We start from the raw sequence: 22,251 nt of genomic DNA, 5'->3' as shown, positions 1-22,251 counted from the left end.
ATGCGCACCGGACCGCCCGGGTTGTTGCGCCCGAAAAATCGCCCCACGCGGCGCTTGTGCGGGGGACGATTCGGGGGTGCGCCGCCCGGCCTCTGCCGCGCCGCACACCCCCGAATCTGTTGCGTTGTAACCCCGTTGCTAGCTGGCGCCGGGAATCATGGCCAGCGCCTGCGGGTTCGGCTGGATCAACCCACCCCCGATGGGTTCGGTCTTCTTGTCACCGGTCACCTCGAAGACGAACATCTCCGTGGTGCAGTTGGGGCTTGTCGCCTTACCGCAACTGAGCACCGGTCCCAGCCAGCTCTGGTAACCGTCGACGGCCTTCAGCGCGGCCAGAACAGTCGGTCCGGTGACCTCCGTCGGCGCGGCCGCACCCAGGGTCCTGGCGAAGTCGACGAAGGTGGCGAAGGTGCCGTATGCGTAGAAGCCCCCGTTGCCACCCGCCTCGTCGACGTATTCCTCTGTGATGTCGAGGTTTTCCTGCATCGGCGCCGGTGCCGAATCCTTGGCCGGTTCCAGCCAGATCGGCGAGTAGGTCTGCGCGCCGACCGCTTGTGCACCCATCGTGTCGATGAACTCGGTGCAGGCCGCCAGGAACATCGTGTTCTGGAAGCCGACACTGCGCAGCGACTGGGCCAGCTTGGTGCAGTTGGCATCGGTCTGCGACGTCAACAGGCCACCGACATCGGGATCACCCGAGTTGATGGTCGAGGCCAGTGCGGTGTAGTTCGGGTTGGTGGGCGAATAGTAGATGCTGCTCACCTCGAGACCGAGTTGCGCGCCAAGGGGTTTGAGAATTCGGTCGAATGTCTGATGAGCCGCGGCGACATCGACGTTCGCCAATGTCAGAGAGTTCTTTCCCTGCTGCTTCAGCGACTGCATGACACCGATCAGGAACGAGGCCTGCGGTGGCCCGAAGTAGACCCGATTCTCCGGCGACGAACCGGTGACCGAGTCGAACGGAATCTGGCCGACCATCGGGATACTCGCCGATTGCAGAATCGGCAGGGCCGCACTCGATGCCGCGTCGTATCCGTCTATCACCGCGACGACTCCGGCCTGCACGAGCTGATTGGCACAGCCGATGGTCGATTCCGGTGCCGTGACATCGACTGCGCAGTTCACGACCTCGATCGGGCGCCCGGCGATGCCGCCCAACTCGTTGTTGATGTAGTTGAGGGCGGCCTTCTGTCCGGTCTCGACACCCGGCTGGGTGATCGGGCCATTGGACGGGTTCAGGAAGCCGACCTTGATCGACTCACCCGCCGCCTTGATGCCGCTCTCCGACGGAGACGCACTGTTGTCGCTGTCGGAATCACTGTCGTCGCTACAGGAGACGACGGAAAAGACACACACCGCCGCAACAAATGCTGCCGCTATTCGGCCGGTTCTCTTGCGCATTTCAATGCCTTTCCCGGCGGTGAGTGGTCGCAATGGATATGCGTCGACAACATCGATCCGCGAGTGGCGAGTGGCGATGTTCAGGCGCACCTTTGATCCCGGCCAGACCCTCCGAGTTACACGGGGTTGCAACCGAATAGCGTTCTTGCCATCCGTCGTGCCCATCCCGGGTGTGATCTGGGCCACTCGAAAAGTAGCCCCTGCCTTACAGGCGTGTCAAGGTGCAGTTCGGACGTTGATCCGTCGATGTGAATCAACCCGAAATGGTCACGACCCTGCATAGAATGCCGAGCTCAGCGGGTAGGAGCGGGCATATTCTTGTAATTCGCTTGGAACACTAAATGTCGTAGCCCGTAGGGCTTACTTTTGTGAGCCGAACGATCACAGGACCCTCGGGATTGATACTGATAACCCGTTCAGCGTCTATATTTTGTCGGGATCGGTTCGGCACTGAAGAAACCTTGGCCCGGGCCCGAATCAGCCGGTGTCGCAGCAGTGACCTTCGTCCAACCCGGACATGAGGCCGACGACGGTAGACCGAGAACAGCGGAGTGGCGTGACGTGAAGCGGATAGGTGTGGTGGAGGACCACTCGTCGGTCGTCCTGGGACTCAAGGCCATGCTTGCCGACCATCCCGGATTGGTCGTGGCCGCAGCCACCCCGACGGTCACCGAACTACTCGCTCTGCATGCCGATTTGGATCTGGTTCTGCTGGATCTACGCCTGTCGGACGGATCCTCTCCCACCGCCAACGTCGAGGAACTCCGCGCGGCCGGATTGCAGGCGCTGGTGTTCACCGGCGCCGAGAACCCCTACCTGGTGCGCTTGGCCGCCAAAGCCGGTGTGCTGGGTGTGGTCAGGAAGACCGAATCGACCGAGGTCGTGGTGGCGGCGATCGCCGCAGCGGCCGACGGTCGCCAGGTCGTGACCACCGAGTGGGCCGCCGCCATCGACGCCGACCCCGGACTCCCCGATGTCGGCCTGAGTCCTCGCCAGCGCGACGTCCTGAGTCTGTACGCCTCGGGCGAGAAGGCAGATCGTGTCGCCCGACTGACCGGATTGACGCCGCACACCGTCAACGACTATCTGGCCCGGATCCGGGCCAAGTACGCCGATGCCGGCCGGCCGGCCGGAACCAAGATCGAGCTCTACAAGCGCGCCGTCGAAGACGGCCTGCTTCCGATGCCGGAGGCGCCGGAACCATGAGCTGCCAAACGCTTTTCCACTCCGGCAATCTCGGCGGTGGGGAGAACACCCTTCGTCTCGTTCGCATGTTCGCGCGCTTCATCAGCGTCGGCTATCTGGCCTACCTCGTCATCCTCCTGCCCGCGATCAGCATGTTGGCGCCCCGGATGGACTGGTGGTGGACGCCCGTCAACGTACTGCTCGTCTTCGGGTCCGGAATGCTGCCGGGGGCGTTGTCGTTTCGGTCGGACCCCCAACCCATGAAGTTCTTCAGCGGTGTTGCGGCCGTCGCTTTTCTGATCGCGGCAGCAACCTGGCCGCTGGCGTGGAACGGCCCGCCCATCGAGGACGGCGACGGTGTCTGGCTGGCCTTCTTCCCGGGTGTCGCAAGCCTGGCCGCCGTCATCGTATGGCCACCGGTACTGGTGTTCTCGCATCTGGTGGTCGGGTGTACCGCGGTCCAACTGATCAACTTCTACGCCCGCGGTGACTCCTCGGCCTGGGTGTTGGCTCCGGAGATCATGTTCGCGATCATGTTCTGCACCCTGTTCGTGGGCGGTGGTGCGATGGCGATGCGGACCGGCCGCCTCCTCGATTCCACCACCGAGACAACATATGCCGCCGCTGCGATGGCGGCAGCCGGCCATGCCCGCACGGTCGAGCGCGAACGGTTCGACGCGTTGATCCACGACAGTGTGATGTCGACGTTCCTGGTCGCCTCCCGGGGTCAGCCCCCGGAGATCATCAGTGCGATGGCGGCGACCACACTCGAAGAACTGGACAACATCAGAACCGAATCGGCCCCGGACCAATACTTTTCGCCCGAACAGGCGACCACTCACCTCCGCGCGGCGTGTGTGGACGCCGACCACCAGGCCCTGTTCCGCGTTTCCGAGTATCCGGACAAGAAGGTGGCAGCCCTGCCCGCCGATGTGGTCCGCACGATGGGTTCGGCATTGTCGGAAGCGTTACGCAACAGCCAGATACATGCAGGGTCGGATACCACCCGCACCGTCGATGTCAACATCACCGACACCGGGCTCGGCGTGGTGGTGGCCGACGACGGCATCGGTTTCGATCCGGCCGCCGTTGCCCCGCATCGCCTCGGTATCGCCGTCAGCATCCTGGGCCGGATGCGCAACCTTCCCGGTGGCACGGCGCACCTCGATACCCGGCCCGGCGCCGGCACGCGGGTGTACCTGGGATGGGAAAGCCGATGACGCTGACCCGGACCACAATCGACGACCCGAGGTCGGTCGGTGACGCGGGTTCACTCCTCGGACTGCACACCCCCGCCGCGCGAATTCTCGTGGCGGCATACGTGATCACGTTCGCGGTGGTCAGCTGGTCGGATCCACCGGCAGGCGGCCTGTGGTACGAGTTCGCCGCATGGATTGTGGTCAGCATCGGCGCGATCAGTCTGATCTCCATCCCCGGGGATCCCCTGCCGGCGCCCGCAGCAGTGTGTCTCGCCGCTGTCGGCCCGATTGCCATCAACCTCAATCTCGTGACGACAGCACTACCCCTGGAAGGCCACCTACCGCTGTGGACGCTGGGGGCATCGACGGCCATCTACGCCTACATGGCCGTACGCGGACGTCCGTTGTGGGCGTGGATCGGGATGCTGGCGACACTGGTCAGCTGCATGGTGTGGACGGCGATGGCCGGCGAAGGTGCGCTGTACGGGCTCTCCATCTCGGTCATCAATCTCGCACCGCTGCTGATGGCCACGTTCTTTGCGTGGACCATCCGTCCGGCGGCCCGCAGCATCTTCGAACTGCGCCGCCAGGGGACGTTGCGGGTGGCGGCCGAGGCCGCCGGCAAGGCAATCCTCGAAGAGCGCGACGCCCGGCTCGCCCAACTCGACGAACTCGCCCGCCCACTGCTGGAGCAGATGAAAGAATCCCGGCCGCTGACCGAAGACGAACGGCTCGCGGCCAAGCTGGTCGAGGCCCGACTCCGCGACTCGCTGCGCGCGCCTGCTCTCGACCGGCCCCCGATCCCGGCCGTGGCCCGGCAGGCCCGCTCCCGCGGCGTCGACGTGGTGCTGCTCGACGACCACGGCCTGGACACCGCGCCCCCTGAGGTCTGTACCGAGATCTGTCGCGCCATCACCGACGCCCTCATCCGCGCCGATACCGGAACCCTCACCATCCGGGTCCTCCCGCCGCACCGGGATGCCCTGGTCACGGTCCTGCACAGCACACCGGACGACACCACCAGGGTGGAGTACGGCCACAACGGCAAAGCGTTGGCACCCCGGCTGTGAATCGGACGCCTTAGACTTCCTGGGTGCATTTCTCTCGTTTTGTGGCCATCGGTGACAGCCAGACCGAAGGTATCGGTGACGGTGACGACGTCGCCGGCCACCGCGGATGGGCGGATCGCCTCGCCGAACAACTCGCGCTGACCAACCCCGACCTGCATTACGCGAACCTCGCGGTACGGGGACGCCGCACCCGCCAGATCCGCGATACGCAGCTCGAGCCCGCGATCGCACTGTCTCCCGACCTGATCGCCGCCCCGCTCGGGATGAACGATGTGTTGGCGAGTTCGACGCTCGACGACGTTCATCACGATCTCGACCACATCTACTCGCGGCTGGCCGCCACGTCGGCGACGGTGATCATCTCGACCTATCCGAACATGGCCAAGACGGTGCCGATCGCCAAACGCCTCGAACCCCGCCTGCTCGCATTGAACGAGATGATGCGCGGGTTCGCCGCCGCCTATGACTTCATCCTGGTCGATCTCCACGAGGCACCGGTACTGGTCGACACCCGGTCCTGGTCACTCGATCGACTGCACGCCTCGCCGTTCGGGCACGAGCGGTTCGCCGCCGGCGCCGCCCACGCGCTCGGCCTGCCCGGCAGTGACCCGGAGTGGGGCGTCTCGCTCGCTCCTGCCGAGCCGATGACGTTGGCGCAAAAGATGATCCGTGAGGCACAGTGGGCACGGGCCTTCCTGGTGCCGTGGATGATCCGCCGACTGCGCGGCGTCTCGACGGGCGACGGGATGAGCGCCAAACGTCCCGAGCTGTCGCCGGTGATCCCACCGCCGCCGATCTGAAAAGAAAAACCGCGGCCCGGTTCCCCTTTCGGAGGAACCGGGCCGCGGCTTTGGCTTCAGACCACGCCAATCAGCGTGCTGCTCAGTACTTCTCGCCCTTGGCTGCCTTGTCGACCAGCGACTGCGGCGGCTCGAAGTGGCTGCCGTACTTGCTCGCCAGATCGCGGGCGCGATCGACGAAGCCCTGCAGTCCACCCTCGTACTGGTTGATGTACTGGATCACGCCACCGGTCCACGCGGGGAAGCCGATGCCGAAGATCGAGCCGATGTTGGCGTCGGGCACCGACGTCAGGACACCCTCGTCGAAGCACTTGACGGTCTCGATGGCCTCGGCGAAGAGCATGCGCTCTTTCATGTCCTCGAAGGGAATCTCGGTGCTGCCCGAGGAGAACGCCTCACGCAGACCGGGCCAGATCTGAACGCGCTTGCCGGCCTCGTCGTACTCGTAGAAGCCCTTGCCACCGGAGCGGCCCGGACGACCGAGCTCGTCGACCATCTTGTCCACCACCGCATTCGAGCCATGCTGGGGAACCGGCTTGCCCTCGGCTGCGAGTGCCTTCTCGGTCTCCTTGCGGATCTTCTGCGGCAGTGTGAGCGTGAGCTCGTCCATCAGCTGCAGTGGCGGTGCCGGGTAACCGGCCTGTGCGCCCGCCTGCTCGATGAACGCCGGCTCGACGCCTTCGCCGACGGCCGCGATGGCCTCGTTGATGAAGGTGCCGATGACCCGCGAGGTGAAGAAGCCGCGGCTGTCGTTGACCACGATCGGGGTCTTGCGGATCTGCAGGGTGTAGTCGATGACCTTGGCCAGGACCGCGTCAGAGGTCTTGGCGCCCTTGATGATCTCCACCAGCGGCATCTTGTCGACCGGCGAGAAGAAGTGGATGCCGATGAAGTCCTCGGACCGCTTGACACCCTCCGCCAGGATGGTGATCGGCAGCGTCGAGGTGTTCGAGCCGAGCACGGCGTCGGGTTCGACGATGTCCTCGATCTCACCGAAGACCTGCTTCTTGACCTCGACCGACTCGAATGCGGCCTCGATCACCAGGTCGACACCCTTGAAGTCGGCCGCGTCCACGGTCGGGGTGATCCGCGCCAGCAGGGCGTCGGACTTCTCCTTTGTGGTCTTGCCACGCGAGAGCGCCTTCTCCTCGAGCTTGACCGAGTAGGCCTTGCCCTTTTCGGCAGCTTCGATGTTGATGTCCTTGAGGACGACCTCGATACCGGCCTTGGCGGATACGTAGGCGATGGCCGCGCCCATCATTCCGGCGCCGATGACGCCGACCTTCTTGGCGGTGAACTTCTCGTAGCCCTCGGGACGCGAACCGCCGCCGTTGATGTAGTTCAGGTCGAAGAAGAACGCCTTGATCATGTTCTGTGCGATCTGACCGGTCACCAGGGACACGAAGTAGCGGGTCTCGATCAGATCGGCGGAATCGACATCGACATACGCACCTTCGACGGCTGCGGCCATGATGGCGCGCGGCGCGGGCATCGGTGCGCCCTTGAGCTGCTGACGGAGCAGCGACGGGATGGCCGGAAGCAACTGCGCCAGAGCCGGACTCGTCGGTGCGCCACCGGGGATCTTGAAACCCTTCTTGTCCCACGGCTGTGCGGCTTCGGGATTGGCGGCGATCCAGGCCTTGGCGGCCGGGAGCAGTTCGTCGACGGAGGAGACGACCTCGTCGACCAGACCGGTGTCCTTGGCCTTGGTGGGGCTGAAACGGTTGCCCTGCAACAGAACATTCATCAGCGCGTTCTGGATACCGAGCAGACGCACGGTGCGGGTGACGCCACCGCCACCGGGCAGCAGGCCGAGGGTCACCTCGGGCAGGCCGATCTGGGTGCCCTTGACGTCGGCCGCGATGCGGTGATGGGCGTGCAGCGCGATCTCGAGGCCACCGCCGAGTGCAGCACCGTTGATGGCGGCGACAACCGGCTTGCCCAGGGTCTCGAGCCGGCGCAGTACGGCCTTGATGCCGTTCGCGTAGTCGGTGGTCTGCGTGGCGATCTCGACCTTGTCGATGCCACTCTTGTCCGAGGTCATGTCTTTGAGGTCGCCGCCGGCGAAGAAGGTCTTCTTCGCCGAAGTGATGACGACACCGGTGATGTTGTCTTTTTCTGCCTCGAGGCGATCGACGGTGGCCGCCATCGACGAAACGTAGAGGTCGTTCATCGTGTTCGCGCCCTGGTTGGGGTCGTCCATGGTGAGAAGAACGACGCCGTCGCCGTCTTGCTCCCAGCGAATCATGTTGTCAGTCATAACTTTAAGGTTCTTTCGTGAAGGTTTGGAAGAAGCCTGTCAATACCAGCGTCAGCTGATTCAGATGCGCTCGATGATGGTCGCGACACCCATGCCGCCACCGATGCACAGGGTGACCAGGCCGTAGCGGCCGCCGGTGCGCTCGAGTTCGTCGAGGCAGGTGCCGAGGATCATCGCGCCGGTGGCACCGAGGGGGTGACCCATGGCGATCGCGCCGCCGTTGACGTTGACCTTCTCGTGCGGGATCTTCAGGTCCTTCATCCACTTCATGACCACGGACGCGAACGCTTCGTTGAGCTCGAAGACGTCGATGTCGTCGGTGGTCAGGCCGGCCTTCTTGAGGACGAGTTCGGTGGCCGGGGTGGGGCCGGTGAGCATGATCGTGGGGTCGCTGCCGGTCTGAGCGGTGGCGACGACGCGAGCACGCGGAACCATCCCGGCCTTCTTGCCCGCGGCCTCACTGCCGACCAGGACCAGGGCTGCCCCGTCGACGATGCCCGACGAGTTGCCGCCGGTGTGAACGTGATCGATCTTCTCGACGTTGACATACTTCTGTCGCGCGACGTCGTCGAAGCCACCCATGGCGGCCAGACCCGCGAAAGCGGCCTTCAGCTGGCCGAGGCTCTCGACGGTGCTGCCGGGACGGCGGTGCTCGTCGTGATCGAGCAGGGTGACGCCATTGATGTCCTTGACCGGGACAACCGACTTCGCGAAGTAGCCGGCCGACCAGGCAGCCTCGGCGCGGCGCTGCGACTCCGCGGCGTAGGCGTCGACGTCTTCCCGCGAGAAGCCCTCGAGGGTGGCGATCAGGTCGGCACCGATGCCCTGCGGGGCGATATAGAGGTCGAAGACGGTGGTGGGGTCGGTGAACATCGCGCCGCCGTCACTGCCCATCGGCACGCGGGACATCGACTCGACACCACCGGCGATGACCAGGTCATCCCAGCCCGAGGCGACCTTCTGGGCAGCGAGGTTGGTGGCTTCCAGGCCGGAGGCGCAGAAGCGGTTGACCTGGGTTCCGGGGACGGTCTCGGGGAGTCCGGCAACGAGTGCTGCGGTACGCGGGAGCACGGCGCCCTGCTCGCCGACCGGCGACACGATGCCCAGGACGACATCGTTGATGTCGGCGGGGTCCATGTCGGGGAAGCGAACCTTGAGTTCGTTGATCAGGCCGACCACGAGGTCGACGGGCTTCACGGTGTGCAGCGAGCCCTTCCGCTGCTTGCCACGAGGCGTACGAATGGCCTCGTAGATGTATGCATCAGTCACGCTGGGGGTTCCTTTCAAAGAATGAACTGCGCTGTTCGTCGCGCCCGCCCGAAACAATCACAAGGCTAACGCGCTGTAACTTAGTTGACCATACCCCGAGTACAAACATGCATTCAAGGGTGTGCCCATGCGCTAGGGTTGATTCACAATGTCTGCAAACCCCGATGTCGGATCAGGCCGGACCGCGAGCCGCACTCGTCGCCCCGCCGACCGCAAACGCCAACTGGTCGACCGCGCGGCCGAGCTGTTCCTCGCGCGCGGGTACGCCCATGTGTCGGTGACCGACATCGCCAAGGCGGCCGGCGTGACCGGACCCTCCATCTACCGCCATTTTGCGGACAAACAAGCCATCCTCTTCGCCGCGGTGATGGCCGGTGTCGAAGAGATCGAGAGCTGCACCGACACCGCGCTCTCCCCGGCCGTCGATGGGGAGGTCCCCATCGACAAGGCCATCGAGAAGCTCTGTGTCCTCGGTGTCACCAACCCGAATGCCGCGGCGCTGTGGCGCTGGTCGTCGGCCCACCTGTCGCCCGAGCAGAACGACGAGGTGGCCCGGCGGACCCACAAGGTCCTGCACCGGTGGTCCGGCGCGGTCTTCTCGCATCGAACCGACCTATCCGCCCGCGACATCGACCAGCTCGCCTGGACAATCCTCAGCGTGAACGGCAGCGTGTCGGTCCACCGCACCCGCATCTCCACCGCGCGTGCGGTGGCCCGACTGGTTGCACTGGTCGACCGCGTCGTCGAACTGAGTCCGGGCCTGGCCCGGCCCATCGAACCCCTGCCGAGGGCACTGGCCGAGCCTTCCGGCCGACGGGACGAAATCCTCGACGCCGCCGCGGCGCTGTTCGCCCACCGTGGTTTCGCCGCCGTCGGTGTCGACGAGATCGGCGAGGCGGTCGGGATCTCCGGACCCAGTGTCTACAACCATTTCTCGAGCAAGCAGGCCATCCTGATCGGGATCAGCCAGCGCAGCGCCAACCGACTCGAGGCCAGCGCGATCGCCGCCTATTCGGTGGCCCAGGACCCGACCACACTGCTCGGCCTCCTGATCGACTCCTACGTCCAGGTGCTCACCGCAACACCCGATCTGTCCGTGTCCTTCAACAGCCGAAGTGTGCTCGAGAGCTTCGACAATGGCGATCTGATCACCTATCAGCGCCGGTACGTGGCACGCTGGGTCAACCTGGTCGAACAGATCGAGACCGACCTTCCCACCCCGGAGGCCGCAGTGACCGTGCACGCAGCACTGACCATCGCCAATGACGCCATGCGCTTGCGACGCAACTGGACTCGTCCCGAGATGCCGGCGCTGCTGGCCTACCTGATGAAGGGCGTCCTCGGGTTGCCGCAGACCCCGGTGGCCGCGGTTCGATCCGCGTCATGACCCCGCCGCCGGATATCGCGGGCCGCGCCGGGATCACCGCCGAATCGATCGAAACGCATCTACTCGGTGGTGAGCGGCTCTTCACACTCGAGGACATGTCCGCAGCCCTGAACATCTCGGAAGAGCACGCCCGCCGCGTCTGGACCGCATTCGGTTTCACGATCGACAACAGCGACGACCGGCTCTTCACCGCCGATGATGTGCAGGCCCTGCAACTGATCCACGCCGTCGACGCGGATCGACCGCTCGAGTTCGAGGTGGCGATGGCCCGCGCCCTCGGCCAGACCATGTCACGCCTGACCGACTGGGAGGCACACAACATCGCCGAGCGGATCCGGTCCGACACCGAATCCGGCAGGGAGAGCCTCGATCTGGCAACGATGGTGAAAGCGGTACAGCGGGTGCAGACGCTCGTCTGGCGGCGGCATCTGGCCTCGGCGCTGCAGAACGCCCTGGCCACCACCGACGGGGTGAACCGCACCCTCACGATCGGATTCGTCGACATCGTCGGATACACGAGCCTCTCGCGCCAGCTCGACATGACCGAACTCGACAATCTACTCGACCGCTTCGAGACGAACGCCTACGAAACGATCACCCTGCGCGGTGGTCACGTGGTGAAGACCATCGGTGACGCGGTCATGTTCGAGGTCGAGGACCCGATCATCGCCGCCGAGATCGGCCTTGCCCTGCAACTGCTTTCCGCTGAGCACGATCTTCCGCCACTCCGGGTCGGGATGGCGCTGGGCACCGTTCTCACCCGCCTCGGCGACATCTTCGGAGAACCCGTCAACATCGCCTCCCGGCTGACCAGTGCAGCTCGCCCCGGCACCATCCTGGTCGACACCACACTGGCGTCGGCCGCCCAGCACGAACGTTACTTCTTCAAATCCATCGGACCACTGAATGTCCGTGGCTACAAACGACTTCGGGCCCGCACCCTGGAACTGAACAAGAAGCTGGAACCGAAAGACAGACCCACCACCTGACCGCCGAGCGTGCCGATATCACCGTCGAGCGTGCCCAAACGACTGTCGAGCGTGCCAAAATCGGTTGTGCACGTGCAACTTCGGCACGGTCGACGGTGATTTCGGCACGGTCGACGGCGTGGGTCAGAACTGCAACTCGGGTGTGCGACAGATGAGCAGACGCCGGACCTTGCCTTCGTCGTCGACCTGCGCCGACGCGTTGAAGGACGCTTCGAACCCGCCGTCGCGCACCGTCCGCCCGAGGACCAGTTCCACCTGTCCCACAACGGAACCCGCATCGATGTGATGGATCAGGACGCTCTTCTCCCGCTGGGCCAGGTAGGCGATCAGACCGGCGTGGTCGCCGACGAACTCCGCGGCCTGGCCACCACCTTTGGAGAACTGCACCGACATCTCGAAGTCGTCGGTGACCATGGTCAGCACCCGGTCGGGGTCGTCTGAATCCATGTATTCGAACCACTGGGCGAGTATCGGGGTGGAGACGGCGGTGTCGGTCATGGGTCAGGCTCCTTCGACAGTCAGAACAGCGGACGGCAACAGCGAGAACTCGGCATCGAACGACACCTGATAGCGGTCGACCAGTCCGTCGGCGCCGAGATGCATCACACCGACGAAGAATCCGGTTGTCACGCCGTCGTCGGTGACCGCACCGTGGGCGAATTGCAGGTCGTCTGCGACGGCAACCCGCTGGACCACGTGTTTGCGTTCCACCGGCGGACGCCCCTGCAGATATCCGAGCATGACCGCGCGACCCCGGTCGTGCTTGATACCGGTGGGCAAGACCATGGCGAACTCGACGTCGTCGGCCAGCATCGCGACAGCATCCTCGAGGCGACCGCTGTCGACGGTGGCGTAGTACTTCTCGATCTCGATACTCATGAAATGAACTTAGTTCGGTTAACCCTTCCTTGTCGAGAGCATGCCGGGTTACTGTGACAACAAAACGAACTGAACTCACGTCAATTGGAGCGACATGTCCACATCCACAGCCATCGAGGCACCCTGGCCTCGCTCTGAGCCCTCCACGCTGACCCCCGGAACCGAGCAGGCCGAGCTACGGGACGCGATCCGCGGCCTGTTCGGCAAACACAGCAGCATCGAGCAGGTGCGCGCCGCGGCCGACTCCCCCCTCGGCTATTCGTCCACCCTGTGGCAGCAACTGGTCGACGACATGTCGGTGACCGCACTGGCGGTACCCGAAGCGCGCGGCGGACTGGGCTACGGCATGGTCGAACTCGGGATCATCCTCGAAGAATGCGGCCGCAGCCTGGTCTGCGAGCCGGTCTACACCTCCGCCGCCGTGGGCGTGGCCGCACTGCTGTCGGCCACCACCGACAACGCTGTATCCGAACTGCTCGACAACGTCCTCGCCGGCACCTCGATCGCGACGGTCAGCTCCCTGACGGCCCAGACCGACGACGTCCGGGCCCACGAGAACGGCAACACCTGGACACTGTCCGGCACAGCGACGCATGTGCTCGGCGGCGCCGGCGCCGATGTGATCATCCTGTCCGCCGACACCACCGCGGGCCGCCGACTGTTCGCCACCACCTCGGGCGAACACCTGTCTGCATCCGGTCGCGAGGTCATCGACCCGACCCGGCGACTGGCCGATCTCACACTGCGCGAGTCTCCGGCGATCCCACTGACCACCGCCGCCGATCATGATCAGATCCGCACCCGGCTGCAGGACCTCGCGACGCTCGCGCTCGCCTGCGAGAACACCGGCATCGTCGACGCACTGCTGGAAATGACGGTCGCGTATGTCCAGACCCGACACCAGTTCGGACGACCCATCGGGTCGTTCCAAGCCGTCAAACACCGATTGGCCGACGTCCTGCGCGAGCTCGAACGTGCCCGCTCGGCCTGCCGCTACGCCGCCGCGGTCTACGACGAGGACCCGGCCGGCGCCCGCCTGGCCATCGCGGTGGCCGGGGCGGTCTGCACCGATGCCGCCATCGGTGCGGCCGCAGAAGCCGTCCAGCTCCATGGCGGTGTCGGCTTCACGTGGGAGCACCCCGCCCACTCCTATTTCCGTCGGGCGATGGGAAACGAAGCACTACAAGGAGATTCGCGCGCCCACCGGGCCCGGATCGCCAACCTGATCGGAATCTGAACCCAGTTCAGGTTGGGTATTGACGCCACGCATATCCGTGGTCAATACTGAAGTGAATCCAGTTCAACTTTGAAGGTCGACAGAAAGGCTCAATCATGATCGAGACTGATCACATCCTGTTGGAGAAAGACGGCGAAGTTGCCCGCGTGTGGCTGAACCGCCCGCACAAGAAGAACGCGGTCACCGTGGAACTGCTGCATCGTCTCGACGAGATCATCGTCGAGGTCGACAACGATCCGAACCTCAAGGTTCTGGTCCTGCGCGGCGTCAACAACACCTTCTGCTCGGGCTTCGACCTCGATGAGCTGCTGTCCGACTTCATCGGCAGCACGACCGCGATGGACGTCGCCGTGCTCTCGGCCAAGGTCTGTGACCGCCTCTACTCGATGAACACCCCCTCGGTGGCAGTCCTCGAGGGCTACGTCACCGCAGGCGGCTTCGAGCTGATGATCTCGTGTGACTTCGCAATCGCATCTGACGACGCCAAGATCGGTGACTTCCACATCCGCCGCGCACTGTTCGGTGGCGCCGGCCCGATCTACCGCCTGCCCCGCATGATCGGCATCCGCAAGACCAAGGAGCTCATGCTCACCGGCAAGCTGCTCTCGGGTCAGGAAGCCTCCGCTTTCGACCTGATCAACGATTCGGCACCGGCCGATCAGCTCGACCAGCGCGTCGAGGATTTCATCGCGACTCTGACCGACAAGAGCCCGTTCATGATGAAGCTCACCAAGATGTGCATCGACCGGGGCCTCGACGCCGACATCCAGTCGCTGATGGTCATGGAACACCTCGCTGTGGGCAACGCCCTGCAGTCCGAAGACGGCAAGGAAGGCGTCACCGCATTCCTCGAAAAGCGCGAGCCCAAGTGGGTCGGTCGCTGATCTTCCGTCAGATCTTCAACCCGAAGGGATAGACATGGACGAGGCGTCGACGTCGTCGGAAACCTCCACCGCCGCGGTACTCCGCGGCAGCAAATGCTCCACCTGTGGCACCGTCGGATTCCCGGCGAGCACGATGTGCAGCAGATGCGTGACCCCGACCGCAGATCCACTGGATCTGAGCACCGAGGGTGTGGTGTGGGCGTACACGATCCAGCGCTTCCCTCCCAAGTCGCCGCCGTATGTCCCACCTGCAGAGGGATTCACACCTTTCGCAGTGGGCTACGTCGAACTCCCTGAAGGCATCAAGGTCGAGGCAATCCTCGACTGTGATGATTTCACCGAACTGGACCGGGCTCCGGTGAGCTTGATCGCAAGCTCACCGGTGCCCCGGTTCGCGGTCGGACGCTTCACCACGCAAGGAGCTTCCCAGTGACACAGCCTGTTTCCATCGTCGGAGCCGGACTCTCCAAGTTCGGACGCCAGCCCGGTGTCACCGGACGCGACATGGCCGTCACCGCGATCAATCGCGCGCTCGCCGATGCCGGACTGACCTGGCCCGATGTGCAGGTCGCGTTCGGCGGCAGCGACGGATCCGGCCTCGCCGACACCCTCGTCGCCGAATTGGGCTTCACCGGAATCCCTTTCACCAACGTCAAGAACGGCTGCGCCACCGGTGGCAGCGCACTGTTCTCCGCGGTCAACGCCGTGCGGGCAGGCGCCGCCGACATCGCACTCGCGGTCGGCTTCGACAAACACCCCCGCGGCGCGTTCGACCCACGCCCCGAAGAGTGGGGTCTGCCGGAGAGTTACGGCGATGCCGGCCTCATGGTCACCACCCAGTTCTTCGGCGCCAAGATCTCGCGTTACATGCGGAAGTACGACATCTCCGCGGACACCCTGGCCCGGGTGGCCGAAAAGGCCTACCGCAACGGAACTCTCAACCCCAACGCCTGGCGCCGGGAACCGATGTCCGCCGAGACCATCGCCAATGCCGACATGGTCAACGATCCGTTGACGCGCTACATGTTCTGTTCTCCCGGCGAGGGCGCGGCCGCCATCGTCGTCGCGAGCGCCGAGGCCCTCGCCCGGATCGACCGCACACCGGTACATCTGCGGGCGATCACGCACCGCACCAGGAGATTCGGATCGTTCGAGGTCTTCAGCCCCGCGGTCCAGGGCACCGGGGAACCGACCAGCGTCAGCGCCGATGCCGCCAAGGCCGCATTCGAGCAGGCCGGGCTGACCCCGGCGGACGTCGACGTCGCCCAGTTGCAGGACACCGAGAGCGGTGCCGAGATCATGCACATGGCCGAATGCGGTTTCTGTGAACCCGGCGAGCAGGAAGCACTGATCGCAGCCGGTGCAACCGAGATCGGTGGTCGGATACCGATCAACACCGATGGCGGATGTATCGCCAACGGCGAGCCGATCGGGGCATCCGGCCTACGGCAGGTCCATGAAATCGTCACCCAGCTCCGCGGAGAGGCAGGCGCCCGTCAGGTGCCGGGTACTCCCCGAGTCGGCTTCACCCACGTGTACGGCGCTCCCGGTATCAGCGCCTGCACCGTTCTGACCGTTTGACAAGACCCCCAGGCGCAGAAGGTAATCCAGTGACAGCACAAACCCTCCCCGACCTCGCCACCTTCACCGACGAAGCCGTCGCGTGGCTGCAGAGCGTGGCATCGACCCGCACCGAAACGGTCTGGGGAACCGGCTCCGACTCCGTGGCCGTCTTCGAGAACTGGACCGCCGCGCAGGAGCGCGAACACACCGACAAGATCTCGGCCTACGAGAAGCTCAAGTACGACGCCGGGTGGGGCGCCTTGAACTGGCCTGCCGAGTACGGTGGCCGCGACCTCCCGCTGTCCTACGTCCTGGCCTTCCGTCGCGCGGAAGAGTCCTTCGACATCCCCCGTCGCACCGAGATGTTCTCGGTGACACAGCAGTTGGTCGCGCCGACGATTGCACAGTGGGGCACCGAAGATCAGAAGGAACGCTACGTGCGGGCGATGCTGCGCACCGATCTCATCGCGTGCCAGCTGTTCTCCGAGACCGAAGCCGGTTCCGACCTCGCCGCCGTCCGCACCAAAGCTGTTCAGAGCGAGAATGGTTCGTGGCAGATCGACGGCCACAAGGTCTGGACCTCGGGCGCACCGGTGTCCGACTTCGGTGTCGCGGTTTGCCGTACCGATCCGACCGTCGCCAAGCATGCCGGCCTCACCGTCTTCCTGGTCCCGATGGATGCCGAGGGTGTCACCATCCGACCGATCCGGCAGATGACCGGCGGCAGCTCATTCAACGAGGTGTACCTCGAGGGCGTTGTCCTCGACGACACCTACCGGCTCGGCCCGGTCGGAAAGGGCTGGCAGGTCGCCCTGACCGTCCTGGCGGCCGAACGTCTCGACGGCGGCAACCTCGGGCTGGCCAACGCCGATCAGGCTGTGGCACTGGCCCAGAACCTGGGACGTCAACTGACCGAGATCGAGCGCGACAAGGTCGCCGACCTGGTGACCCGGAGCTACCTGCAGCGCGTGAGCAACATGCGCGTGGCCGGCGCGGTGGTCGCCGGCAACGACCCCGGCCCGGAGGCCTCACTCGGAAAGCTACTTGCCACCGACACGATGGCCCGGACCTCCGAGGTCGCCCGCATGCTGCTCGGTCGGGACCTCGCCTCCGACTCCGGCCGATGGGGCACATACGCCTGGAGTGAGCACGTACTCGGTGCCCCCGGTTACAAGATCGCCGGTGGCACCGACGAGATCCAGCACAACATCATCGCCGAGCGGGTGCTCGGCCTACCGAGGGAGCCGCGACCATGACATCCCCAGAAACAGGGGCGGGACAGCATCTGAAATCCAGAGTCGCACAGCGGCTGCAGTCCGACTGCGGACTGACGATGACTGATTTCCAGGTGCTGCCCGGCGGACACTCCGGGCTGACCTATCGCGTCAGCACCTCCGGCCCCGACGTGGTGATCAAGGCGGTTCCCGAAGGTCAGCGTTCGATCGGGCGCCATGACATGCTGCGCCAGGCCACAATCCTGAAGGCGCTGGAGGACACGGATGTCCCCGTACCCCGCATCGTCACGGTCGACGAGACCGAACCGGCCTGGTTCGCGATGGAGTTCGTCGCAGGCGAATCACTCGAACCGGTGCTCGACGATCCGGCGGTGGAACCCGAACTCGCCGCCGCCCGCATGCGCCGCGCTGCCGAAGTACTCCCTCTCCTGCACGCGGTCGACCTCGCAACGATACCCGGACTGGCCGAACCACTGTCCCCCGCAGACGAACTGGCACGCTGGGCACGGACCTTGGGCGCAGTCCCACCGGAGCTCGTGGTCGGCGGTGCCGAGCTGCTCGCGTTGCTCGAAGCCGATATCCCCGAGCCCATCACACCCACCCTCGTGCACGGCGACTACCGCCTCGGCAACATCATGTCGCAGGGACTCGAACCGGTCGCCCTGATCGACTGGGAGATCTGGAGTGCCGGCGATCCGCGCGTCGAACTGGGCTGGTTCCTGGTCTTCGCCGACGGCAGCAACTTCCCCGAGGTGGGACGAGAGGTCCCCGGTCTGCCCAGCGAGGACGAGCTGATGTCGCTCTACACCGGAGGATCCTCGGATCTGCCGGATCAGAACTGGTTCAACGCACTTGGCCGGCTCAAGATGGCCGCGATCATGGGACACAACCTGCGCCGCCACCGCGAGGGACGCCACCACGACCCCGACCAAGAAAAACTCCCGGCCACGATCAACAGACTGATCGAGACCGGTACCGCCCTGCTGCGCCGGTAGACGCACACACCCAAACCACAGGAGTCACCGTGGATTTCGCCTATTCCGCCCGCACCGAGGAACTCAAAGACAAGCTCGAAACCTTCATGGCCGAGCACGTCTACCCCGCCGAGAAGGTGTACGACGAGCAGATCGCGGCCAACGAGAACCCGCACGAGCAACCGCAGATCATGCGCGACCTGCAGGCCATCGCCCGCGAACAGGGACTGTGGAACCTGTTCATGTGCCACGACAACCTGGGAGCCGGACTCACCAACCTCGAATACGCACCCCTGGCCGAGATCGTCGGACGCTCCATCATCGGCAACGAGACCATCAACTGTTCGGCCCCCGACACCGGCAACATGGAGATCCTGGCCATGTTCGGCACCGAGGAGCAGAAAGCGCAGTGGCTCAAGCCGTTGCTGGACTGCAGCATCCGTTCGGCATTTGCGATGACAGAGCCGTTTGTCGCGAGCTCGGATGCCACCAACATCACCTCGACCATCACCCGTGACGGCGACGACTACATCCTGAACGGCCGGAAGTGGTACACCTCCGGCGTCATGGACCCGGACTGCAAGCTCATCATCTTCATGGGCAAGTCCGATCCCGAGGGCCCCACCTACCGCCAGCAGAGCATGATCCTGGTGCCCGCCGACGCCCCCGGCATCGAAGTCCTGCGCGATCTGCCGATGTTCGGATTCAAGGATCGCCTCGGACACGGCGAGGTCCAGTTCACCGACGTCCGGGTGCCGGCCGGCAACATGCTCGGTGCCGAGGGTGATGGTTTCGCCATCGCCCAGGGACGACTCGGACCCGGCCGGATGCACTACGCCATGCGGGCGATCGGTATGGCCGAACGCGCGCTGGACATGATGTGCAAACGGTCGTTGGAGCGCATCGCCTTTGGCGGGCCGCTGTCCGATCAGGGTGTCGTCCGCGAGTGGATTGCCCGCAGCCGCATCGAGATCGACCAGATCCGTCTGCTCGTCCTCAAGTCCGCGTGGTTGATGGACACCAAGGGCAATGCGTCGGCCCGCTCAGAGGTCGCGGCGATCAAGGTCTCCGCCATGGAGGTGGCGCACAACGTGGTCAACCGCGCCGTGCAGACGTACGGTGCCGCCGGCGTCAGCGACGACACCATCCTCGCCCGCCTGCATGCCATCACCCGTGCGCTGCAGATCGCAGACGGCCCCAACGAAGTTCACCTGCGGACCATCGCACGCCTGGAAGTGAAGAAGCACAAATGAGCACATCGGACCTGACCGGCAAGGTCGCCCTGGTCACCGGCGCCAGCCGCGGTCTGGGACTTGCCATCGCCAAGGGCCTCCTCGAGGCCGGGGCCACCGTGATCGTGTCCAGCCGCAAGATCGAGGCCTGCGAAGCAGCCGTTGCCTCACTCGCCGACAGCGGGCCGGGCACCGCACATCCCTTCGCCCTGCACGTGGGCAGGTGGGAGAGCATCGAGCCGGCGGTCGATCAGATCATCCAGCAGTTCGGCAGCCTCGACATCGTCGTCAACAACGCCGGTATCGCGCCGCTGGCCGAGAACCTCGTCTCGGTCACCGAAGGGCTGTGGGACAAGACGATCGAGGTCAATCTCAAGGGTCCGTTCCGACTGATGGCCGTGGCCGGTGAGCGCATGGTCAAGGCCGGTGGCGGATCGATCATCAACATCTCGAGCATCGGCGCCGAACGCCCCAGTCCTCCCGAGGCCATGTACGCCGCGGCCAAGAACGGTCTCAATGCCCTGACCCGGGCGTTCGCGCAGGAGTACGGCCCCACCGTGCGGGTGAACTGCGTGATGCCAGGCGGTTTCGCCACCGACATGGCCGAGAACTGGGATGACGAGTTCATCGGAAAGATCGTCGATCGCCTGCCCGCCGGCCGACTGGGGTTGCCGGTGGAGATCGCCGGCATGGTGACCCATCTGGCCTCTGACGCAGCCGGTTACACGACCGGAGCCATCATCCCCGTCGATGGTGGCCGAACCGCGGTCTACTGATGCCGACGTCGAACTGTGAAGCACGGGAGAAGTGATGACTGACAACACCTCTGGATCGGACTCGATGCTGTCCTCGATGTTCGGGCTGTCCGGTCGCTCCGCGATCGTCACCGGCGCCTCGTCCGGACTCGGACTCGGTTTCGCCCGGACACTCGCGGGCGCCGGTGCGACGGTGTATGCCGCGGCCCGCCGGCTCGACCGGCTCAACGCACTGGCCGACGAGGTACCCGGCATCGTCCCGGTCCGCTGCGACGTCACCGACGACAACGACCGCAGGGCCCTCGTCGATGAGGCCTACAACAACTCCGGTCGCCTCGACATCCTGGTGAACAATGCGGGTATGCCCGGACCACCGAATGCCGAAGACGAAACGGCCGACGGGTTCAACTCAATCCTCGAGGTCAACCTCGTCGCGGGTTTTCATCTCGCGACGTACGCGTCCACCCGCCTGTCGGAGGGCGAAACGGCCTCGTACATCAACATCTCGTCGGTGATCGGGCTGGTGTCCACCGCTCCGATCGGCGGCGCCAGCTATGCCGCGTCGAAGGCGGGCACTCTCGGACTCACCCGCGAACTCGCAGGGCAATGGGGTCGTCGGGGTATCCGCGTCAATGCGGTCGTGCCCGGCTGGTTTGATACCGAGATGACCGACGGCCTGTTCAGCAACGACAAGTCCGCCGGCTGGGTCCGTCGCAACACCATGCTCGGTCGAGGCGGTACCGACGGCGAGATCAACGGCGCCGTGCTCTTCCTGGCCTCGGACGCCTCCTCGTACATGACCGGGCAGACCCTGATCGTCGACGGCGGCTGGACCGCCCGCTGATGTTGGCCGTTCAGCTCACCGAATGGGGCCGACCGCCGGTGGTCCGGGAGATCGACGACCCGGCACCGACCGGTGAACAACTCCTGATCAAGGTCGGGGCGGCCGGATTGTGCCGCTCCGACCTCAGTGTCATGGATTCCCCCACCGACCGCTTCGATTACCCCCTCCCGCTGACGCTCGGACACGAGGTGGCCGGGACCGTCGTCGACACCGGACCGGACGGCGACCACACCCTGCTCGGCAAAGAAGTCGTCGTACACGGCATCTGGTCCTGCCGGGCCTGCCGCAACTGCCGGCGCGGGCGGCAGAACTATTGCCTCGACCTCGCGCCCCGTCCGGACGGTCGGCTTTCCCCGATCGGCAACGGCCTCGGTCGCCCCGGCGGGCTCGCAGAACTCATGCTGGCCCCTTCCGCCGATGTACTCGTCCCCACCGGATCCCTGCCCGCGCAACAGGCCGCGCCCCTGGCCGACGCCGGGCTGACCGCCTACCACGCAATTCGCACGCACAGGGATCTGATCGACAGGGAGACCGTTGCCGTGGTTGTCGGAATCGGTGGACTCGGTCACCTGGCGGTGCAGATCCTGCGGGCGTTCGGGGTCCGGCACATCACCGCGGTCGACAATCGTGCCCAAGCTCATGACCTGGCAATCGAATTGGGCGCTCGGACCTGCCACGTGAGCCTCGACGACGCCGCCGCCGACATCATCGCACTGGGCGGCGCCGACGTGATCTTCGACTTCGTCGGCGCGCCGGCCACCATCGGCCCGGCACCGGCACTGCTCGGCCCGGGCGGACGGATTGTCGTCGTCGGCACCGCCGGTGGTCGGCTGGCCGTCGGCAAAGACCTTGGTATGCCCAGCGGTTGGCAGATCAATGCCCCGTTCTGGGGGACGACCGCAGATCTGCGTGAGGTGGTCTCGTTGGCACAGGCGGGCACCCTGCACTCCGAGGTGACGAGCTTCGGTTTCGCAGACATCCCCGAGGCCTACCGACAACTACGTTCCGGCGCCTTCGCCGGCCGAGGAGTTCTGGTCCCCGGGCTCTGAGCTCCCCCTGCACGCGACACAAGACAGCAACCCGAAAGA

At 65.2% G+C, this 22,251-nt stretch carries 21 protein-coding genes; 16 read left to right on the top strand and 5 right to left on the bottom strand.

Features of this window, described 5'->3' with window-relative positions; genetic code table 11:
* Positions 1-138: 138 nt before the first annotated feature.
* The gene (locus AC51GT_RS14020; protein WP_496322616.1) at positions 139-1,401 is read right to left on the bottom strand and encodes an ABC transporter substrate-binding protein; all 1,263 of its coding nucleotides are present in this window, start codon (positions 1,399-1,401) and stop codon (positions 139-141) included.
* A 561-nt stretch (positions 1,402-1,962) separates the two neighbouring features.
* Here AC51GT_RS14020 and AC51GT_RS14015 point away from each other — a divergent pair.
* From AC51GT_RS14015 to AC51GT_RS14000, 4 genes are read left to right on the top strand one after another with little or no spacing between them, the layout of a single operon-like run.
* Positions 1,963-2,607, top strand: coding sequence for a helix-turn-helix transcriptional regulator (locus AC51GT_RS14015; RefSeq protein ID WP_496322615.1), 645 nt, complete (start codon positions 1,963-1,965; stop codon positions 2,605-2,607).
* On the top strand, positions 2,604-3,806 hold the full coding sequence (locus AC51GT_RS14010) for a sensor histidine kinase (RefSeq protein ID WP_496329162.1): 1,203 nt from the start codon (positions 2,604-2,606) through the stop codon (positions 3,804-3,806). The genes AC51GT_RS14015 and AC51GT_RS14010 overlap by 4 nt, the downstream gene beginning before the upstream one ends.
* Positions 3,791-4,855: a DUF8320 family protein gene (locus AC51GT_RS14005; RefSeq protein ID WP_496322613.1), complete on the top strand. Its 1,065-nt coding sequence runs from the start codon at positions 3,791-3,793 to the stop codon at positions 4,853-4,855. Before AC51GT_RS14010 ends, AC51GT_RS14005 begins: the two co-directional genes overlap by 16 nt.
* Positions 4,856-4,878: 23 nt before the next feature.
* Positions 4,879-5,655: an SGNH/GDSL hydrolase family protein gene (locus AC51GT_RS14000; protein ID WP_496329161.1), complete on the top strand. Its 777-nt coding sequence runs from the start codon at positions 4,879-4,881 to the stop codon at positions 5,653-5,655.
* Between the two features lie 82 nt (positions 5,656-5,737).
* Here AC51GT_RS14000 and AC51GT_RS13995 read toward each other — a convergent pair whose 3' ends face one another.
* Positions 5,738-7,915, bottom strand: a complete 2,178-nt coding sequence (locus tag AC51GT_RS13995; protein WP_496329160.1) for a 3-hydroxyacyl-CoA dehydrogenase NAD-binding domain-containing protein — start codon at positions 7,913-7,915, stop codon at positions 5,738-5,740.
* Between the two features lie 60 nt (positions 7,916-7,975).
* Positions 7,976-9,184, bottom strand: a complete 1,209-nt coding sequence (locus AC51GT_RS13990) for an acetyl-CoA C-acetyltransferase (RefSeq protein ID WP_496322610.1) — start codon at positions 9,182-9,184, stop codon at positions 7,976-7,978.
* Positions 9,185-9,332: 148 nt separating this feature from the next.
* Between AC51GT_RS13990 and AC51GT_RS13985 the strand changes: the two genes are divergently transcribed.
* Entirely contained in the window at positions 9,333-10,571 is a 1,239-nt protein-coding gene (locus AC51GT_RS13985; protein WP_496322609.1) for a TetR/AcrR family transcriptional regulator, read from the top strand.
* On the top strand, positions 10,568-11,560 hold the full coding sequence (locus tag AC51GT_RS13980) for an adenylate/guanylate cyclase domain-containing protein (protein ID WP_496322608.1): 993 nt from the start codon (positions 10,568-10,570) through the stop codon (positions 11,558-11,560). Before AC51GT_RS13985 ends, AC51GT_RS13980 begins: the two co-directional genes overlap by 4 nt.
* A gap of 123 nt (positions 11,561-11,683) precedes the next feature.
* On the opposite strand, the gene AC51GT_RS13975 is transcribed toward AC51GT_RS13980, so the two are convergent.
* Entirely contained in the window at positions 11,684-12,058 is a 375-nt protein-coding gene (locus AC51GT_RS13975) for a hypothetical protein (RefSeq protein WP_496329159.1), read from the bottom strand.
* A 3-nt stretch (positions 12,059-12,061) separates the two neighbouring features.
* Positions 12,062-12,439, bottom strand: a complete 378-nt coding sequence (locus AC51GT_RS13970) for a nuclear transport factor 2 family protein (protein WP_496322606.1) — start codon at positions 12,437-12,439, stop codon at positions 12,062-12,064.
* A gap of 94 nt (positions 12,440-12,533) precedes the next feature.
* Between AC51GT_RS13970 and AC51GT_RS13965 the strand changes: the two genes are divergently transcribed.
* The 10 genes from AC51GT_RS13965 (at position 12,534) to AC51GT_RS13920 (ending at position 22,212) form a co-directional block, all read left to right on the top strand.
* The gene (locus tag AC51GT_RS13965) at positions 12,534-13,676 is read left to right on the top strand and encodes an acyl-CoA dehydrogenase family protein (protein WP_496329158.1); all 1,143 of its coding nucleotides are present in this window, start codon (positions 12,534-12,536) and stop codon (positions 13,674-13,676) included.
* A gap of 95 nt (positions 13,677-13,771) precedes the next feature.
* The gene (locus AC51GT_RS13960) at positions 13,772-14,560 is read left to right on the top strand and encodes an enoyl-CoA hydratase/isomerase family protein (RefSeq protein ID WP_496322604.1); all 789 of its coding nucleotides are present in this window, start codon (positions 13,772-13,774) and stop codon (positions 14,558-14,560) included.
* Between the two features lie 34 nt (positions 14,561-14,594).
* A complete protein-coding gene (locus AC51GT_RS13955; RefSeq protein ID WP_496322603.1) occupies positions 14,595-14,993 on the top strand; it encodes a Zn-ribbon domain-containing OB-fold protein in 399 nt (132 codons plus the stop codon).
* Positions 14,990-16,141, top strand: coding sequence for a thiolase family protein (locus AC51GT_RS13950; RefSeq protein WP_496322602.1), 1,152 nt, complete (start codon positions 14,990-14,992; stop codon positions 16,139-16,141). The genes AC51GT_RS13955 and AC51GT_RS13950 overlap by 4 nt, the downstream gene beginning before the upstream one ends.
* Before the next feature lie 29 nt (positions 16,142-16,170).
* The gene (locus AC51GT_RS13945) at positions 16,171-17,379 is read left to right on the top strand and encodes an acyl-CoA dehydrogenase family protein (RefSeq protein ID WP_496329157.1); all 1,209 of its coding nucleotides are present in this window, start codon (positions 16,171-16,173) and stop codon (positions 17,377-17,379) included.
* A gap of 77 nt (positions 17,380-17,456) precedes the next feature.
* On the top strand, positions 17,457-18,353 hold the full coding sequence (locus tag AC51GT_RS13940; protein WP_496329156.1) for a phosphotransferase family protein: 897 nt from the start codon (positions 17,457-17,459) through the stop codon (positions 18,351-18,353).
* A 29-nt stretch (positions 18,354-18,382) separates the two neighbouring features.
* Positions 18,383-19,585, top strand: a complete 1,203-nt coding sequence (locus AC51GT_RS13935; RefSeq protein ID WP_496329155.1) for an acyl-CoA dehydrogenase family protein — start codon at positions 18,383-18,385, stop codon at positions 19,583-19,585.
* Positions 19,582-20,340, top strand: a complete 759-nt coding sequence (locus AC51GT_RS13930) for an SDR family NAD(P)-dependent oxidoreductase (protein ID WP_496329154.1) — start codon at positions 19,582-19,584, stop codon at positions 20,338-20,340. The genes AC51GT_RS13935 and AC51GT_RS13930 overlap by 4 nt, the downstream gene beginning before the upstream one ends.
* 34 nt (positions 20,341-20,374) lie before the next feature.
* A complete protein-coding gene (locus AC51GT_RS13925) occupies positions 20,375-21,163 on the top strand; it encodes an SDR family NAD(P)-dependent oxidoreductase (RefSeq protein WP_496329153.1) in 789 nt (262 codons plus the stop codon).
* The gene (locus AC51GT_RS13920; RefSeq protein WP_496329152.1) at positions 21,163-22,212 is read left to right on the top strand and encodes an NAD(P)-dependent alcohol dehydrogenase; all 1,050 of its coding nucleotides are present in this window, start codon (positions 21,163-21,165) and stop codon (positions 22,210-22,212) included. Before AC51GT_RS13925 ends, AC51GT_RS13920 begins: the two co-directional genes overlap by 1 nt.
* Positions 22,213-22,251 lie beyond the last annotated feature (39 nt).

The organism is Williamsia sp. z34 (assembly GCF_059553395.1).
Note: the sequence above shows the minus strand (reverse complement) of the source record. Positions and strands in the feature narration are given on the sequence as shown.